Below are 16852 nucleotides of genomic sequence, written 5' to 3' on the forward strand. Positions count from 1 at the left end.
ACCGGAGAGGAATCCTCGATGTGAATAGTCCGGGCAGATTCTCTTGACGGACCAGCTCAGATGTAACGCCCCGAAGACCGCCGCGCCGCCTACACGAGCTGACTGTCCGGCAGGAAACGAGGAACGAGCGGACGGACAGTCAGCTCGTGTTGCCACCACCCAACCCTATACACCGAAACCCGCTTATCCCGGGATTCGGAGGGACGAAAGGACCTTCGGGCTAAGAGGCTCCCGCCTCTCGCGCCTGCTAGCGGAATAGTCGTGACCGTGGCTCGCTGCGCTGCGCCCGCACCATCCCGACGATTCCGCTAGCAGTTGCTACCTCCGGTTTGTGTTCGCCGTTAGGGTTTCGTGCGTGGCGCGAAACATTTGGCTCCACTCCAAGGTGGTAATCTATCAACCTGTTCCTCGATTGGCGATAATTTTCTCCCTCCTTCTTCGCGTGTCGGCAGCGGGCATACGGCTTAAAACAGGGGCTTGATTCCCCAGTGCAGCTTCCTATACACTCCTAGAAATCACCAGAAAGATCGTGATCAAACTGAATAAACTGAAATGCTTTCTTTGTCGTGGCATTAGCTAATGATGAAATTCCTAGGCCGTGATCTTGAATAATATGAGACATATCAATTATGGTTGACAATATTTCTGATATTACCGCCGACGACTTGGCTTCTGCTCTGACAGGTGATCCGGGCACGCTTGATGTGCACTTAGCACTTATAGAGAGGGATGTTCTCATCGACGGCCATTTGGTCAAAATTCACTGCCACTGTCTGACTGTGGACGGCAACGGAAAAGTCCAGCCACGTCGACTTGCCGAGTTCATGCGCAACGCTGTAGCTGATTATGCGATTCCACGAACGAAGTTAGCGAAGGCAAAAGAACGCGATAGAAAATACAACAGTACCGAGGCCGTTGTAGGCTTACTGGAGGAAGCTCGTCGCTCGTTCACCGATCTGGCGAAGACTGGTGAAGGCGGTGAGATGCTACTCTTCCTTCTGGCAGAACGGTTTCTCGGACTGCCGCAGATCCTTTGCAAAATGGATCTGAAGACAGACGCGCGACTCCACTACCACGGTGCTGATGGCGTTTATGCAGGCATTACGGATGACGGATTTCTGAAGCTCTATTGGGGCGAGTCAAAAATTTACAAAACGGCAAGCGAGGCCATCAAAGAATGCCTCGCTTCCCTTTCACCGTTTCTTATAGAGCCTGATCATGAAGAGGCCGAACGCGAGCGGGATCTCATTCTGCTGAGCGACAAAGCAGATTTGAACGATCCTAAATTGACGGACGCGCTCAAGCGCTACTTCGACAAAAATTCCGTCATGTCTAACCGGAAGCGGTATTGCGGCGTGGCCTTGGTCGGATTTGATGCCGCGTTCTATCCCGGCGAAGGTGCCAAAGGAGTCGCAGACGACATAGCCGTGGCCGCGCGAACTGAACTAGAAAAATGGAAGGAAAGAGTCAGCTCACGCCTGACTGAAGAAAAGCTCGAGCAAATTGAGATTGAACTGTTTTGCCTTCCGCTGCCATCGGCGGATGGATTCAGAGATGCCTTTCTCAGTGCAATGGGACTGAAATTATGAGCTTAGACGATCTCAACTCTTGGCTCATGAGCGAGGGCATTCGTGAAGAAGTCGATGCTTTGACGCGCTGCACGGTTAGAACAGAGCTTGACAATCTCACCCCTGAAATTGGCGAGGATTCCCCGCAATTCGATTGGCCTCGCCTTCTCCTTGCTGGAAGCATACTGGCACGTTCAGAGTTACGAAGCCATCAAGAGACTGCACTTCGGATCGCAACCGGCGCAGTTACCTTGGATAACAGCCAACCGATCAAGGATGCCGGTGCAGTTTTACTCGACAAGCTTTCCAACTTCCGAGCTGTCAGCCTAGCTAATAACCGTGAGTTGTTGGTCACGGACATAGGTTCGAGACTTGGAATGGCACTGCGGATGGAAATGCAACGCCGTCAGATGGACCATTCAGTTTTGGTTGAATCAAGCGGTCGATGGTTGGCGGTGAATGATTTTCAGCAGCGATTCTGGAACAATGCCAGCAGTAACACATGGTTGTCAGCGTCAGCTCCCACCGCTTCCGGGAAGACGTTTTTGGTGCTCCAATGGTTGATTGATCATATGCAATCAACTCAATCACGCGTCGCTGTGTATTTAGCTCCGACACGAGCATTGGTTTCGGAAATAGAAAATGAGCTTTTGTCAGTACTCGGCAAAGACGCCCCAATCGATGTTTCGTCGCTCCCGTTGCGAGAAAAATACGATACGGCGACGGCAGGCGGTACAAAGCTCATTCATGTGTTTACACAGGAGCGACTACACCTCCTAGCTAACGCATTGGGAGACGAAGCAAACATCGACTTGCTCATAGTTGACGAAGCGCACAAGATTGGGGACAACCAACGTGGTGTTATCCTTCAGGATGCTATTGAGCGCTTGGAACGTGCAAATGCTTCGCTCAAAGTTGTATTCATCAGTCCCGCGGCTCAAAACCCCGAGGAGTTGTTGGCCGATGCACCCGATGACGCTCGAACCTCTGCTGTCGACAGCGATCTTCCCACTGTACTCCAAAATATTATTATAGCCGAACAGGCTCCCCGTAAGCCAAAACTTTGGAATCTTTCGGTAAGTCACGGCGGTGGTTCGTTGCCAATCGGAGTTCTACAATTGGGTAGCTTGCCCGGCTCTGTAAAAAAGAAACTTGCTTTCATCGCCGCGGCAGTGGGCGAACGGGGAGGAACCCTTGTGTATGCCAACGGAGCTGGGGAAGCTGAAGAAATCGCCGACCTGATTAGTCAATTAGTTCCGTCTCTCGAGCATCCTGATAGAGAGCTTAGCGAGCTTGCCGAGTTGGCGCGTAAGGGCGTTCACCCCAACTTCGCGCTTGCTTCACTTGTTGAGCTAGGTGTTGCATTTCACTATGGTAACATGCCATCTTTGATCCGTCTTGAAGTTGAGCGCTTGTTCCGCAGTGGCAAAATTCGCTTTCTTGTGTGCACATCGACTTTAATCGAAGGAGTCAATTTATCCTGCCGCACTATAGTGGTTCGCGGACCTCGCAAAGGCAGGGGACATCCAATGGAACCTCATGATTTCTGGAATCTGGCTGGTCGAGCTGGTCGCTGGGGCAATGAGTTTCAGGGAAATATCGTCTGTATTGATCCTAAAGACCCCATCGCATGGCCAACAGGAGTTCCTGCCCGATCGCGTTATCCTATAAAGCGCGAAAGCGACGCGGTGCTTGAGCAAGGTGATGATATGGTGGCTTATCTTAAGAGGCGAATTACAACGCCTTTGTCCGAGCTGAAAGATGTGGAGAAGTTCGAACAGGTGGGTGCCTACCTTTTAGCCACATACCTTCGTCTTGGATCGATAGCACAAGCTAAACTTGCCAAAAGGCATGGCGATTCTATGGTCGCGAAGCTCGAGGAGAATTTGGCTATTATTGCTGCTCAGGTTGAGATTGGTCATGAGATAGCCGATCGTCATCCTGGTGTTAACGCCCTAGGCCTTCAGCGCCTACTTGATGCTTTTCGTGCTTATGAGGGTGACGTCGAAAATTTGCTCCCTGCTCCGGTTGAGAGCGCAGACAGTTTCGACCGCTTCGTAACGATCATGCACCGTATCAACGATAACCTATATCCAGCCTTCGTGCCAAGTGAGCTGGTAAGACTATATGCGTTGGTTGTAGTGCAATGGCTTAAAGGATATTCGCTGGCGCAGATGATCCGAGGAAATATAGATTGGCATAAGGACAACGGGAGATCTTTTAAGCTGCCTATGCTTATCAGAAGAACGATGGAGTTGGTTGAGCAGATCGCTCGATTTAGGGCTCCTAAATATTTGTCTGCCTACATGGATATTTTACACACACACCTGAACGAAATAGGTCGAGAAGATTTGATCGACAGCGATCTCGACATCGGCACACAGTTGGAATTCGGCGTTTCTACGCGCACGCTGCTTGCCCTTATGGAGCTTGGGCTGTCCCGAATGAGCGCTGTTACTCTATATGAAAAGATTGCGCGTGATGATCTAACTAAGGAAGAATGCCTCACATGGGTTGCGGACCGTGAGGCCAAGTTTGAATCCATGGACATACCCGCGATTATTCTTCGGGAGATCCGCGAGAAATTACTACAAAGCGAAGACGATGCACCCAGTGCCTAGCTTTTCAATAACCAAAAACATTGATATGCCTGCAAAACCAATCAGTTTCGGAAATTTTCACTTTGACAAAAAAGGCGATGCATTTGCCTTTCTTCAAGGCATTCTTCATAAATACAATGTAGGTGACAGAGTGAGTTCTGATGATGCGGAAGTCTTGCTTGCTGCACTCGCCCACCATCCTGAGGCAGAGGAAAAGATCGGGTGCGGCATTACCTATTTCAGTGTTCGTAGCGCCGACTTCGGCACAAAGTGTTTCTGGGTGAACCGAACCGATAAGACAACAGAGAAATTTTCATTTAAATCGTGCATTTATGGGTAATTGCTATTTAAGCAATTTATCTCTGGGTCAGACCGCTCGAAATTAGGCCATACGAGCGGCCTTTTTTTCCAAGATCAGCGTGACCGTGCAGCCGAGCTTGTGCGGTTGATAGCAGCAAGGTAACAGTCGGCGAAATCGGCATTGCCGCCGCGTTTGTGCGTGAGAGCCTCCCAAGCTTCATCTTGACACTTGATTTCAAATTCCTTGATCTGGAAAAGGGCTTCACCGCATGCGCGGTATCCTCCCTGTCATATCCATAGGTGCTACCGAAAACCCACACGGTTTCGACCAGAGCGATGCTGTTATCCCAAAGATTTTACCACTTACAATTCTGACAGTTATTCCGATTTCTCGGAATGAGGAGTTGAATTATTGACAATGCAGAGCGTCATTCAGTCTTTTAGTGAAAGATTTGATTTGAGAATGGTCTCCACCGTAAATCAGGTAGGCAGCTTTATAGTAGTGCGGGAAAAATCCCCCGTCTTTTTCGACCATCATTACACTATGTCCGTAGGCAATTATGCAGGGGATCAGACCTGAGTCTGCAAACAAAGGACTGAGAAGTTTGTGGCCATCTCCCTCCCCTAACAATTTGACCATGACTTCTGCGATGTTTTGTTGGAGCACTTCCCCTCCAGAACCGTCATTCCAGGAATATATTCCTTCAGGCATGTACAGGTAATCGTGATTCAGCAGGGGTGACACATCCAAGAACACCACGCCTTTCCTAGGATCAACATTCTCATCTTCAATCGATTCTTTAATTTGTTCAATAGCTTCACGAATTCGCTGTTTGAAATTATTCGGGTTTTGAGAACTTATCGATTTACAAGCAATTCCAAATCTAATGCCTTCATCCACGATAATAATATCAGGATTCTTGGGGTCTTTGTTGGAATTGTTCGGATTTTCAAGTATCACCTCGTCAAATTTACTCATTGCCGCCAAGGCAATCATTAGTTCTAAAGACTTTCGCGCTGAATCTCTAGCGACCTCAAAGCTTGGAGCATTACCAATGTGCGCCCGAAGGCGTTCGTAGATTACACTGTTGTGGTATTGCTGCTTCTGATAAGTTGCGGAAATCCCAAATCCTCCGGAGCCGATAAGTTCGAGGTGATGTCGAGCTTTTTTCAGTTTTCTTTTATCATCAATTGTTTTGATGTAGCGTGACAGATCCATCGCGGCGGCTACATAATAGCAACACTCTCTAATTTTCGGATTAGAGTAGTCCACCGGCAAAGGACTTTCGGTAATACCCTGATAGACGGCACATGCCATCTTCAGAGCCTCGATTTCGATACGGGAGGAATCGTCATAATTCTCCGATTCAATGAAACGGATGATCCGATCAATATCCGTTCTAATTTCATTGATATGTTTCTTTTGTTTTTTGGGGTCTGGGCGCATTACTGAGTTGAATTCTTGTTGGATTTAAAATCATATAGACAGATATTTTTAATGCATTTCCTGTGATTGATAAAAGCAAATCATGTGCTCCAATCTGGCTCAGCCAGATTGCCAGCGATCCATACACTGGCAAGTTCTTGAGGAAAGAAGATCCAGCCAGCTTGATAAGACTTGAGACCTCGGATGAAATTTCTGAGATTTTGGTCTGTCGTAACCAAAAGTGCTGGCCACATAAAGGTAAAATTGAGGAGGAAATCGATTCCATCATTCTTACGCTTGCCACTCGATGCGTTATATCCGTTAGCGAGGCGTCGCTCCCATTCGGCTCTCGCATGTGCAAGAATATCACCTTTCAAACTCATCGGAAGACCATCGGTTTTAGCCCAAGAATCAAAATTACGTTTTGAATTAATGACACTTTTTTCGTAATCAAAATTGGTTATCGGCTCTTGCGTCATTTCTTCAATCCACTTTGAGCGTTCTCTTGTCAGTTCTATGGATGCCTGCTCCGGCCTGAATGGAGCTGAAAATGTTTTCCCCTCAGCACGAAAGAAAATTCTAATTTCTACGTTCGGTTCAGGTAACGGGGTTTTCATTACCTCCCACATTGCGATTGAATACGCGGCTAGAAATTCCTCGGAAAGAAATTCCTTATTTGGGTCTTCTTCGTCGATAAGCCCGCAAAGATGAAAAAGATCTCGTTTTCCCGGAAGAGTCGGAAAGATTTTTCCCAAAATTACCTCAAGGCGCATGATTCCCTCTTTCCATTGCTCTTCGCTAATCGAACCACGATAAAGAGCTGCTATCAATTCTGAGACCGCGATTTCGGTAAGGTGAAACGACCAGCCGTGCCCAGCCATTTCAACGAATGCTGAGAACCAAGGCGGCTCTGAATAGCACAATTGCCGAGCAACTCCCGTATCGAGCTCAATTCGTTTCATGTTTGTATGAAAATTATGAACGATCTGTACCTAGAGCAACTCTAAAGAATGAGTATAATAGTTGCCTTCAGTTTTTCACGAAGCAGCTAGTCGAATGAATCGGCGGTGTGAGTTCAATCAGCGGATTTGAAATTCCTTCTCGAAGCGCTGGACTTGCATGTCCGGGGGCAGGCCGACAAGGGAGCGTATCCGGCTTTCAGAAAAGCCCCGAAGCGCCTTTTGCCCGTTCAGGCCGGAGAGGAATTCCGTAATTTCCTGAGCAAGGCCCGAAAGCCGGACGATCTGCCGCACGCGGCCCGAAGTCACGCCGCACTTTTCGGCAATCTCCGTGGACGAGGCCACAAGGCCGGATTGCAGGGCTTGAGACCAGTTCTGGCTCAAATGAATCAAATGCTTCCCCGGTGGGCAGGCCAGAAGCAGCTCCATCGCTGGCGGATCGTCCCGCCATTTGCGCCGGATCGGGTGCGCCAGCTCCATTCCGTCCTTCCAAGTGTCGCGAATGATGCCCACGAGGCACGAAATCGGCGCAAAAGTTCGTAATTTCATCCCACCCCCTCCGCCATGACCCCATCCCTGTCCGCAGGGATGGGGTCATGGCGTTTTTAGGAGGGTCGAGAACCCTGACGAGCGCCAGCGAGTCGGGTTTGAATTCAGCGGGAGCTTCGCGACCAAATCCTACCCTGCGAGTGGCGCGAGCACATTCTGGAATGGCCGGAGCGGAGCGAAGGCAATCCCTCCCGGCCCGCCATTCGTAAGCGTCGTAGATCCATCCCCTGTGCTGACGCCGGACGGGATGATCGGCTTGCGATCAGGCGGCTTCGCTGCTCCCGGCCGCGGCGCGGAAGCGTCCCATGCGGACGACCTCCCTCGTTTGGCATCCGAGCTATCGCTCTGCGCTCCGCGCTCCGTCCTCGGTCGCGGCAGACGCCGCGCCCTCGTCCTGAGCTCCGAGCGAAAGCGCGGGGCAGGAGCAGCCTTGTCAGGAAGCCACCAAGCGATGAATCTCAACCCGACCCGCTGCCACCGATTCTAACGATCTGAGGGACATCCCCGCCGCTTCGCGCTCTCCGCCTTGCAGGAACGCCTTCTTCAGTTTTTCGTGGTTCACGGTGGTTGGTTGGTTTTGGTTTAGCAACGCCACGCTGACGCGTGGCACCAACCAGCCACCACCTCATTCTAACGATTCATGGGACGCTTCCGGGATGGCGCTCTCGTCGGCGAGCAGTAGCGAAAAACCCTCGCGGAACTCGATCACCAGCCGAGGCTGGGAGACGCGCGGAAACTCGACTTCGGCGAAGTGGAAGCCGGTGGATTGCAGTGGCCGCGCGGGTCGGCGGGTGGATCTGGACATCCCGGCGATGTTGGCAGGTCAAGCGGCCGCACGGAAGGGGGCGATTTTACGACACTTACGCTGCTCCAACGACTCCAACTAAAGGTGTCCTGTAGTTCAAAGAGGGCTGCTACTTAACTACGTACCATTCGGGATCGACCTCATTTTTCACTGACGCCATTCACATCGATCCCAAACTTAATCAACTGTTCTTCAGAAACAAACTCTTGCACAACAAAAAAAGAAAAAGAGCCGTAAGATTTTTCAACAACAATGAGATCCATTGGCGCACCTTCAGCTTTTTTAAGCCATGAGGGCCTAACATGCAATTTTTCATGACTCCCAGAATCGACATATGCATCCGAACTCCCGAAGCTCATCAACGAATTTGGATTTTTCGCAGATTTTGGCTTTCTATTTCTCAGAACAAATGCATCATTTTTAGCTACAACCCGAAATCCTTCATTAAAATCCACCCCTAAATATCTTTGAATTACTTTAAATGAATTCCCGTTCCCAACACGAAAGACAAGCGCATCTCCTTTGGTTCGAACTAAGGATGCCCTCACCAACGCCGCGGCCTCGCAGGGGACATCCTTCCCATTTACGCAAGTCAACATCAAACACATTAAAGCCAACCAAGAAGCGTGCATACCAATTCGTATTATTATAGTGGAACTCGATCTTCTCTCACGACTTCAACTTCATTGTTTCCATCATCGAATGGAGCGCAATCTTCATGCTGTTTTGAGCAGGCACTCTCCCATTGCTCTACAATATGATTATTAGCCGTAACATACGCCAGTTGATAAGTTGCTACAACACCCACTCCATTGCCCAAACTAACCGGGTCGCATTCGCAGTCCGAAGAACCTTGGTTCCAGCAACTAAAATTAGAAACAGGCTTCAGTTCAATGCGCCATGAGTATCCTTCCGGAGGAACAGGTTTGGGATCAGGGTAGTTATCAGGATCGGACACACTCCAATCATTATAGTCCGACTTTGCATTGTCAATAGTTTCATTCGGATATTTATCTGGGTCAGGCAATCTAAATGCCAAATTCCCATGAATATCCACCCAATTCACCCCGTCATTTCTGACAAATCCATACAGATTCACCCCCCCCCCGTTCCTCGATCGGATCCCTTGCTGGCCACCTTCCTGTCACCGGATCGTAGTAGCGGTATCCGTAGTAAAGCAATCCACTCTCGTAATCCTGATGCTTGGTGCTGAAGTGATAAGGTAGCAGGACCGCAAGGTCACCCAGAGCCTCAGAGTACTTCACCACGTTGCCGAAGGCGTCATACTCGTAGTGGGCAGCGACCGTTCCGTTGCCATCGAGGTATTCACTCACGTTGCCGTTCCCATCGTAGGTCGGATAATAGGTCTGTCCTCCCAGGGTCACCGAAAGAAGCCCTCCGACCCCACCAGCAGCTTGCATGCTTCCGCTCAGGTCCAGTCCCGAATGGTACTATATTGTGGTATACAATATTGGGCTTCACGGCATTGGGCGCGATGGACCTGTTGATCTGTCTCTTAGCTAACATCGGAATGCAATTCTAAAAAACAGTCGAAACCTATCCGAAATTTCTCACGCATGAACAGAACTTAAAATTCCCATCATGTCAACCATGACTATATATTAAGGCAGGGGAGTTTTGATCGATTATGCAAGATAAGAGGTATCTTTTGATGAAATTAAAGAGGAAGGGTTGATAAAACGACCAAGGGTTTCGGCTGCCGCTTGGGCCGCATCTTCAACTGACAGTGTCCTTTGCGAGTTGGAAAGATCCAACAAATCCTCGGGAAGCAGGTCGTCATATTTTTCCTTGTGCCGGGATTTCATGATCGCTGCGAGGGCAAATGGCTCGAATCTTCGAGCGGCGACCCGGGCGAAGTGCTGGCGCAAGCTTTCTTCGTCCGTTCGGTATTGGATGCTGAGATTTCCGGCGTCGAATGCGATGCCGTCGAGTTCGGCGCAAAGTTTCAGAGCTTCCATTCCTTTAGTTCCGGTCCAAGGGAATACTAGGCATCTACCAGCCGTGCTGAGCCAAGGTTTTTCGAATAGGCCGGCTTTCGCTGCATAGATTCTAGCAGCGTCAAGGAGCTTCGCCGCGTCTTGGTGCAGGTAAGCCGGGACGTCGGAACCTGCCAGGACTCCACGCATCTGCTCGACGATTTTGCGGTGAATCGTCCCTCCCGTACCCAGGAACACGGGCTTCTTCCTCCCCTTCGCCGGAGCAACTTCCACGATCATGGAGCGACTATCGATGATCACGACCATCCATCTCCTTCCGTTGAGCAGGAGGTGCTCTCCCTCCGAAGGAACGGATTCCACCGGCAGCTTGCCCAATATGACTTGGCCATGCCGGATCGAATAATCCGCGCTGCCGGCGAAAGCTGCGTAGAAGTCTTTCCCGTGAGTAAGATCTTCGCCGTTGGGAGCAAGGATCAATTCGCCGGTTGGCATCTGTTCGATCAGCCGGTTGGTGGCGAGGGTGCGCAGGATTGCCCCAAGCTGCCGGGGGGTGACCGAGTGAAAAGCTCCGTTGGCGATCAGGGTTTCATGGATTTTCTCGGCCGTGGTGCCGCCGGTTTGGCGGAGGAGACTGAGAATCTGGTGCACCAGCGTGCTGAAATGAAACGGGTCGTTATCGAACGGCTCCAGCCACCGCTCCAGCATGAGTTCCACGAGAGCGATGGACCGCAAGAGCTGGGGACAGAAGAGTTCCTCCATCTTGGAATCCGGCCCCGGCGGAGGGTCGAGAGAGTAGAGACGCAGGATCGAGGATTCACCTTCGCGTCGGCCGGATCGGCCTAGGCGCTGGACGAGGGATGCGACGCTCCAAGGCGGGGCGAGCTGTCCGACGGAATGCACGCTTCCAATGTCGATCCCCATCTCCAGCGTGCTGGTGCAAAAAACCGACAGGGCTTCCTTGCTCTTAAGCCGGTGCTCGACGTCCTCTCGGACTTCCTTCGAAAGTGACCCATGGTGGAGGAGAAACGGATTCCGATGCCAGCGCTGTTCGTCGGCTATGTGATTGAGTTCGTCGGCCAGCATTTCCCCGAGACCGCGGCTATTGGTGAAAATAAGATTGGCATGGCTTCGGAAGACCGAAGCAAGGTCCAGTGCCAAGTTCCTCAGGGCCGTCTCATCGTTGATAGGTTCTCCGATTGGCTCCCATCGTTGAGTTCCCTCGGCGATTGCAACCAGATCCTGGCAGGCTTCCAGAGCGGTGGTGGCAAGCCGGGGGACTTGCTTAAGTTCTTCGTCGTCTTTCGTTGGGGCCGGTCTCGGACGAGGAAAGGCCCTCACACCGATCCGGATGGATCGCGATCCTTCGTCGTCGTCGATGATTTTCACTCGTTCCGGGTGATGGTGATCGAGAAATGCCCGAGCGGAATCGAAGTCGGCAAGAGTTGCGGAAAGGCCGAGCATTCTTGGTTGATGCCCAATTACTTGTGAAATCCGAGCAATGAGACTCTTGAGGTGCACGCCGCGGACGTCGGCGACGAATGAATGGAGTTCGTCGATGACCACGTGTTGCAATCCACCGAAGATTCTCGGCACTTGGGTCCCGTAATTGATGAAGGCTGATTCGAGGGATTCGGGAGTGATGAGGAGAACGCCGCCCGGTGATTGGCGGAACCGCTGTTTCGCAGCGGCGGTCACGTCACCATGCCAGCGGTGGACGGGGATGTCGGCGTGTCGGCATAAATCCTCCAAGCGCAGAAACTGGTCGTTGATGAGGGCCTTCAACGGGCCGACATACATAGCCCGGACCGAGCCTTCCGGGAGACCGGCGACGGCAGAGAGGACAGGGAGAAACGCCGCCTCCGTCTTACCCGATGCCGTGGAGGCGGAGAGGATCAGAGGTTCGACCGAGGTGAAAAACTCATGGATGGCCCGGACCTGAAGAGGGCGGAGTTCCTTCCAGCGCATGTCCCACAGCGCTTGCTGGATTCCGGGGTGCAACCGTTCGAAGGCACTGCTCATGTGGCCTTGGCGGAACTAGAGCTTGAAGCTCGCGAGGTCGTCGTTTTCCTCGCTGGTATTCTCCGGATTGAGGGCAATCTCCTCCTCGGCGGACATTGGGGCGGAGGGTTTACTCAGGATTCCATCTAGACCCAGAATGTCGCTCCAGGACTTGCCGGGGTTCTGCTCGATCAGGTTCAGGAGCCCGACGAACGACCGGATGACATCTCGGGGTGTACGGAAGAAATCGGCTCCGAGGGTATCGTTCGCTTTGTGCAGCAAGGCTGCGATGCCTTCGTCCGGGACAAGTCGGGCGGAGTGGTCGCCACTGGCATGGACAACCGAAATATTCCGCAGGAGAACGAACAGGTCTTCCGGCGAAAGTGCTTGGAGGCGGACGACCGGCCCGGAGAGGTCCACAAGCCCGGCAGTAGCCAGTTGGTTCTCAGTAAGGCGGGAGCGAAGGGCTTCGTAGGAGAAGAGCCCGCGGCGTCGATCTTCCAAACTCTCGTCGGTTCCCGCGAATACGAAGCCGACACCTTGGGCGCTGCCCTGCACGGCATCGTTGAGAATCGTGAGGATCGCTTCAAAGTTGGCAATCCGTGACCGGGAACTGGGGAGGCGATGGCTGAGCACCACCAGTTCGTCGAATAGTACAAGCATACCGTCGAACCCCGCCTTGCGGCAAAATCCGCCCATCAGTTTGAGGCTGTCGTAAAAACTGTCGTCGTCAATGATCCGTCTCACCCCGAGATCCTGTCTCGCCTCGGTCCTGGTCTGATACTCGCCCCTCAACCAGCGGAGTGCCGCTGCCTTTTCCGCTTCATTTCCGTTCACGGTACCGCGGTAGTAGGCGCGCAGGACTTCGGCGAACTCGAAGCCGCCAACATAGTCCTGCAGGTCACGGAGATCCTCGGTGATTCTGGCTTCCACATCCGTAGTGTCGCCACCGGCTCCGACGATCTCCTGTTGGAGCCCGCTGATCCATTTCGTGCACACCGATGCGAGTGCCGCTCCTTCCGGTTTCGCCCTCGTGGTCATGTTGCGCATCAGTTCCGAATAAAGGGCGCGGGACTCTCCTCCCGTCGCCTGCAGCCTGCGCTCCATCGTGAAGTCCGCCTGAACGATCACGAGGTTCTGCTGGAGAGCTACGTGGCGAACGAGGTTGAGGAAAAAACTTTTCCCGCTTCCGAATCTTCCGACCACCAGCCGGAACGATGATCCGCCGTCACGAATGCGGGAAATATCCTGAAGAAGAGCTTCCGTCTCGGCTCTCCGGCCAACCTGAATTAGATGAAGTCCTTGTCGGGGCACCAGACCGGCCTGAAGGGATTGGAGAACGGAGTCCCGTTCACGTCGCTTGATCTGCATGGTGGTTCAGTGGGTGGGAAGGAGTTCGCTCTGAAAGTTGGTTTGACCGTCGTCGGTGATTTCAATCAGGAAATCACCAAGGGCTTCGTCTGACCAGGCATTGATTCCGTCAACGAGGTCATCGGCCATCAAGTAATGCCGTCCAGCAATGGCTGCGATGTCGATTGTCTGACGATCGGAAATCGCGATGATTTCCAGAAGCGCGGGGTGATATCTAGATTCCAGCGATTCCATCCATTCGGGAATCATCGCATGTTGCAATTCCGGGGCTTCGACAGCGACGGGAACTGAATCTTCGTGCGATTCTTCCGCGAGAGCCTTCGACAGAATCGAAACAACCTCGGCGGTCTCGGCGGTAAGCGCCGCAATCCGGTTCATATCGAGCGAGAAGGAAGGAGCGATTGACTCCGTGGACTGGGGGATCGCTTCGCCCCCGGTGCGGGTTTTGCCGCGTGAGACGGTGACTGTCTGAAACGTCGAGTCTTCGGTCAGCACGTTGTCGAGGGCGTCGTCTCCAATTTGGAACGCTTTTGAGATCCTCCGGAGCAGGCGGTTCTCGTCGCTTGAAAGCACCCCGTCGGAGCAGGCGATTTGAACGAGGAGTTTGAACACGATCATCCGCTCTCCTTGATGAACAGACTTCGCAATCCGTTGGAGCTGCTTGCTGGCTACGTTGGTATCGCGGGTGAGCGCAGCCTCGGTTGCCCGAATCTGGATGCGCCCATATTCATCGCTGATCCCGGAGGCCCGGTGAAACACCTCCAGTTCGGTTTCATCCACCACGCCGTCCGCCGATGCGACCAATACCGCGAGGTAGAGCAATCGCAAAAGCCCCCCCAGTTCTTTGGAAGTAGTGGGAGTCTCGGCGCACGCAGCGAGCGCCACTTCCTGATTCCAGGCGAGCGGCAGGTTCAAGATCACAGGGTGGGGTGCGATCGTATAGCCAAAGCTTTCGACAAGTGCGGCCAGATCTTCGCTTTGCCTCTGAGTCAGGGTAGCTCGCTCGCCAATACCCAGAAGGCCGGCAAGAAGACCCACGGGTATGAAATGTATTCCGTCAAACTCCGGACAGGTTTGAAGAGTCTCGGCGAACGGATCAGTCAAGGGATGCGGGTGGTCTTTTCTGATTTCGACAGGGAGAGCCAAATGGGCTTTCAGGCGGTCCTGGTTCGAGACCGAGGCAGCGGAGGAAAGCCTGGCGACGGCTCGCGAGTAGCCGGATAGTTCCTCGATGCACTGGTTCCAGATGGAGGAAAGGGCCTTGAACTGGCTTTTGATCCCCATCACACCGGGCACCTTGAGAAGGACCGCGGCATCTGATCCACCTCCGCCTGCAGCAAAGTTACTGCAACACGGATTGAGTGAATTGTTCCCGGTCTGATAGCGAACAATTTGCTCTCTTTTCGATGTCTTGAGCACCATCCCCTCGGGGTAACGATCCTCGAACCGCTTGCGAAACATGCCCTTGAACGCATCTCCTGTCCGTTCCGTTACGACACTACGTCGCGAGTCATCGAGATTCATCGCCACCAGATGGGCGATGGCCCAGTCGATGGGTTTGTTGGCCCTGTAATGGTTTGCGAGGGCAAGCGTAAGAGCAGTTTCGCTGGTCCGCCTTCCCTGAAGATCCAAAAGACCCTGGCAGACGTTTGCGTAGCCGGCTGGCCCCTGCGAGTAGGAGGTGAAATGGAGAAAATCCCCGAAATAGGAAGCCACGGAACGGCTTCTCCTCGTGAGTCCATAGATTCGCAGAAGCTCGTAGACCTCGAACCACATGGCTGGATCGAAATCGCCATCGACGAGCATTCGCCGTTCGATTCCGTAGAAGAACAGGAACAGGTAGCCCGTAGGGAGGTGTTCAGGCACGGCATCCCTACGGCCCCTGGCAAGCCAATCCAAATAGAACGCTCGCTGAGAAGGTGAGAGCGTCGAGTAGCTCGGATAATAGGGAAGGTCTTCCCTGTCCGAAGGTCGCTGGTCGACATCAGCGGTTTTGTAGATCGCGGAAGGTTCGTCGGCCCACCCGAGGCCGGTATCGCACACATATATCATACCTTGTGTTGTGCGACCTGCGATTTGGGCAGAGGTGCCGGGGAGAATCCATTGAAGGCGGCTGCCCTTGGGGGGACGGACTGACGAGGACACATCAGGAACTCCCGGTGATCTTTCGGGTGGAGCAGTAGACGGGACGGGAACCTGTCGGGGTGCTGGAGTTGCAGGACTTGGTGGTGGCTCTGGCGTGAAGGATCTACGAATAGGCTCGGGAACAGGGCTGGCCGAGATCGGCGGGGGCGAGGGAGATGGTGCGGGAGAAGCAGGAGAAATGGCCTTTTCAACGGTGGCTCCTCCGTTCTGGGCATGCGGTCGTGCGAGTTTTCCGAAGGAACGGATCGCTTCGACCAGGGAGACTCCCACACCATACTTTGAGACCTGAATGACTTCGTTCAGGCCCGAAGGGCTCTTGAAATGGATCTCGTCGTAGAGGCAAATTGGCAACCGTGCATTGTTGGAGAAGCGCTTGTCCGGGCTGCCGTTCTTGTTCACATAACGCCAAGTGTGATCGACCACATAAGCGTCTCGGGGAGGGTTGCCGTCCTCGATGAATCGCTTCTGTTGAACCTGAACGTTGATATCGTCATAGCCGACCGCGCCAATACGTCCCCCATCGTATACCAGCAATCTGTCCGGGAAGAAGTAAAGGGTCTGTTTTCCAACATCAATGGCGATGGTTTCGATGTTGGTCTTCAGGAAATCCGGCGACTTTGCTCTGATCGTCGTGTCCTTGCGGCTAACGAGGCTGGAGGCTCCAGCATGATAACGACTGTCGTGAACGCGACCTGCTGCGGAAATGTGCCAGCGCGCCGAACATTTCGCGAGGATCGAAGCGGCGCGGTGGAGGTTGCCATATGCCTGCTCCATTGCAGAATCGAAATCGTAGAGGAGAACGACCGTTTTCCGGAGAACATCGCGCCGGTAGGCCCAGATCACAGCGGCGATCGACAGCAGGAAGCCAGGAAAAAGCAAGATGGAGGGAAGAAATCCCATCAATATCATGAAGAGGACGATGACGCAGGCGATGATGACTCCCGGCCACCACCATATGAGCGCCTTCTTTGCATTCAGTTCCTGAAGAAGCTCAGAGGACGAGCTGTGAACCATTCGGGAAACGTCCGCCGACTCGATTTCAGTCATCCGGACAGGAGGGATCTCCGGAAGAGGGGACCCTCCACCCCCCGGCATCGGTGGTGGCGTAGAGCCCCCCACACCGGACAGCTGATTGGCACCCTTGTGATTGCCTCCGATCGGAAGGGTCTTGCG

Annotated in this window: 14 protein-coding genes; 3 read left to right on the forward strand and 11 right to left on the reverse strand. The window is 52.9% G+C overall.

Features of this window, described 5'->3' with window-relative positions; genetic code table 11:
• The first annotated feature begins 629 nt into the window (after nucleotides 1-629).
• The 3 genes from HNR46_RS04350 to HNR46_RS04360 are packed head-to-tail and all read left to right on the forward strand — an operon-like array spanning nucleotide 630 to nucleotide 4508.
• Nucleotides 630-1589, forward strand: coding sequence for a HamA C-terminal domain-containing protein (locus HNR46_RS04350; protein ID WP_184016155.1), 960 nt, complete (start codon nucleotides 630-632; stop codon nucleotides 1587-1589).
• Nucleotides 1586-4189: a DEAD/DEAH box helicase gene (locus HNR46_RS04355; RefSeq protein ID WP_184016157.1), complete on the forward strand. Its 2604-nt coding sequence runs from the start codon at nucleotides 1586-1588 to the stop codon at nucleotides 4187-4189. The genes HNR46_RS04350 and HNR46_RS04355 overlap by 4 nt, the downstream gene beginning before the upstream one ends.
• Before the next feature lie 25 nt (nucleotides 4190-4214).
• Entirely contained in the window at nucleotides 4215-4508 is a 294-nt protein-coding gene (locus tag HNR46_RS04360) for a DCL family protein (protein ID WP_184016159.1), read from the forward strand.
• Nucleotides 4509-4877: 369 nt separating this feature from the next.
• Here HNR46_RS04360 and HNR46_RS04365 read toward each other — a convergent pair whose 3' ends face one another.
• From HNR46_RS04365 to HNR46_RS04410, 11 genes are all read right to left on the reverse strand, one after another.
• A complete protein-coding gene (locus HNR46_RS04365) occupies nucleotides 4878-5915 on the reverse strand; it encodes a hypothetical protein (protein ID WP_184016160.1) in 1038 nt (345 codons plus the stop codon).
• A gap of 80 nt (nucleotides 5916-5995) precedes the next feature.
• Nucleotides 5996-6856 (reverse strand): hypothetical protein, encoded by an 861-nt coding sequence (locus HNR46_RS04370; protein ID WP_184016161.1) that lies wholly within the window; start codon nucleotides 6854-6856, stop codon nucleotides 5996-5998.
• A 117-nt stretch (nucleotides 6857-6973) separates the two neighbouring features.
• Entirely contained in the window at nucleotides 6974-7402 is a 429-nt protein-coding gene (locus tag HNR46_RS04375; protein WP_184016162.1) for a hypothetical protein, read from the reverse strand.
• Nucleotides 7403-7835: 433 nt separating this feature from the next.
• Nucleotides 7836-7964: a hypothetical protein gene (locus HNR46_RS21155; protein WP_281375543.1), complete on the reverse strand. Its 129-nt coding sequence runs from the start codon at nucleotides 7962-7964 to the stop codon at nucleotides 7836-7838.
• A 63-nt stretch (nucleotides 7965-8027) separates the two neighbouring features.
• Nucleotides 8028-8207 carry a hypothetical protein gene (locus tag HNR46_RS04380; RefSeq protein ID WP_184016163.1) on the reverse strand — a complete coding sequence of 60 codons (180 nt, stop codon included), beginning with the start codon at nucleotides 8205-8207 and terminating at the stop codon, nucleotides 8028-8030.
• Nucleotides 8208-8347: 140 nt separating this feature from the next.
• Nucleotides 8348-8806 (reverse strand): hypothetical protein, encoded by a 459-nt coding sequence (locus HNR46_RS04385; RefSeq protein WP_184016164.1) that lies wholly within the window; start codon nucleotides 8804-8806, stop codon nucleotides 8348-8350.
• Between the two features lie 47 nt (nucleotides 8807-8853).
• Nucleotides 8854-9306 carry a hypothetical protein gene (locus HNR46_RS04390; protein WP_221285007.1) on the reverse strand — a complete coding sequence of 151 codons (453 nt, stop codon included), beginning with the start codon at nucleotides 9304-9306 and terminating at the stop codon, nucleotides 8854-8856.
• Entirely contained in the window at nucleotides 9278-9628 is a 351-nt protein-coding gene (locus HNR46_RS04395; protein ID WP_184016167.1) for an RHS repeat domain-containing protein, read from the reverse strand. Before HNR46_RS04395 ends, HNR46_RS04390 begins: the two co-directional genes overlap by 29 nt.
• A gap of 225 nt (nucleotides 9629-9853) precedes the next feature.
• The gene (locus tag HNR46_RS04400; RefSeq protein ID WP_184016169.1) at nucleotides 9854-12184 is read right to left on the reverse strand and encodes a DEAD/DEAH box helicase; all 2331 of its coding nucleotides are present in this window, start codon (nucleotides 12182-12184) and stop codon (nucleotides 9854-9856) included.
• Between the two features lie 15 nt (nucleotides 12185-12199).
• Nucleotides 12200-13534, reverse strand: a complete 1335-nt coding sequence (locus HNR46_RS04405; protein ID WP_184016171.1) for an ATP-binding protein — start codon at nucleotides 13532-13534, stop codon at nucleotides 12200-12202.
• A 6-nt stretch (nucleotides 13535-13540) separates the two neighbouring features.
• The gene (locus HNR46_RS04410; protein WP_246417913.1) at nucleotides 13541-16726 is read right to left on the reverse strand and encodes a tellurite resistance TerB family protein; all 3186 of its coding nucleotides are present in this window, start codon (nucleotides 16724-16726) and stop codon (nucleotides 13541-13543) included.
• Between the last annotated feature and the right edge of the window lie 126 nt (nucleotides 16727-16852).

This window comes from Haloferula luteola (genome assembly GCF_014201715.1).
GTDB classification, from domain to species: domain Bacteria; phylum Verrucomicrobiota; class Verrucomicrobiia; order Verrucomicrobiales; family Akkermansiaceae; genus Haloferula; species Haloferula luteola.

What these genes read in the sequence shown, in the direction of transcription:
- HNR46_RS04350 (WP_184016155.1), top strand. Translation starts at nt 630, where the DNA reads ATGGTTGACAATATTTCTGATATTACCGCCGACGACTTGGCTTCTGCT.
- HNR46_RS04355 (WP_184016157.1), top strand. Translation starts at nt 1,586, where the DNA reads ATGAGCTTAGACGATCTCAACTCTTGGCTCATGAGCGAGGGCATTCGT.
- HNR46_RS04360 (WP_184016159.1), top strand. Translation starts at nt 4,215, where the DNA reads ATGCCTGCAAAACCAATCAGTTTCGGAAATTTTCACTTTGACAAAAAA.
- HNR46_RS04365 (WP_184016160.1), bottom strand. Translation starts at nt 5,915, where the DNA reads ATGCGCCCAGACCCCAAAAAACAAAAGAAACATATCAATGAAATTAGA.
- HNR46_RS04370 (WP_184016161.1), bottom strand. Translation starts at nt 6,856, where the DNA reads ATGAAACGAATTGAGCTCGATACGGGAGTTGCTCGGCAATTGTGCTAT.
- HNR46_RS04375 (WP_184016162.1), bottom strand. Translation starts at nt 7,402, where the DNA reads ATGAAATTACGAACTTTTGCGCCGATTTCGTGCCTCGTGGGCATCATT.
- HNR46_RS04380 (WP_184016163.1), bottom strand. Translation starts at nt 8,207, where the DNA reads ATGTCCAGATCCACCCGCCGACCCGCGCGGCCACTGCAATCCACCGGC.
- HNR46_RS04385 (WP_184016164.1), bottom strand. Translation starts at nt 8,806, where the DNA reads ATGTTGACTTGCGTAAATGGGAAGGATGTCCCCTGCGAGGCCGCGGCG.
- HNR46_RS04395 (WP_184016167.1), bottom strand. Translation starts at nt 9,628, where the DNA reads ATGCAAGCTGCTGGTGGGGTCGGAGGGCTTCTTTCGGTGACCCTGGGA.
- HNR46_RS04400 (WP_184016169.1), bottom strand. Translation starts at nt 12,184, where the DNA reads ATGAGCAGTGCCTTCGAACGGTTGCACCCCGGAATCCAGCAAGCGCTG.
- HNR46_RS04405 (WP_184016171.1), bottom strand. Translation starts at nt 13,534, where the DNA reads ATGCAGATCAAGCGACGTGAACGGGACTCCGTTCTCCAATCCCTTCAG.
- HNR46_RS04410 (WP_246417913.1), bottom strand. Translation starts at nt 16,726, where the DNA reads ATGACTGAAATCGAGTCGGCGGACGTTTCCCGAATGGTTCACAGCTCG.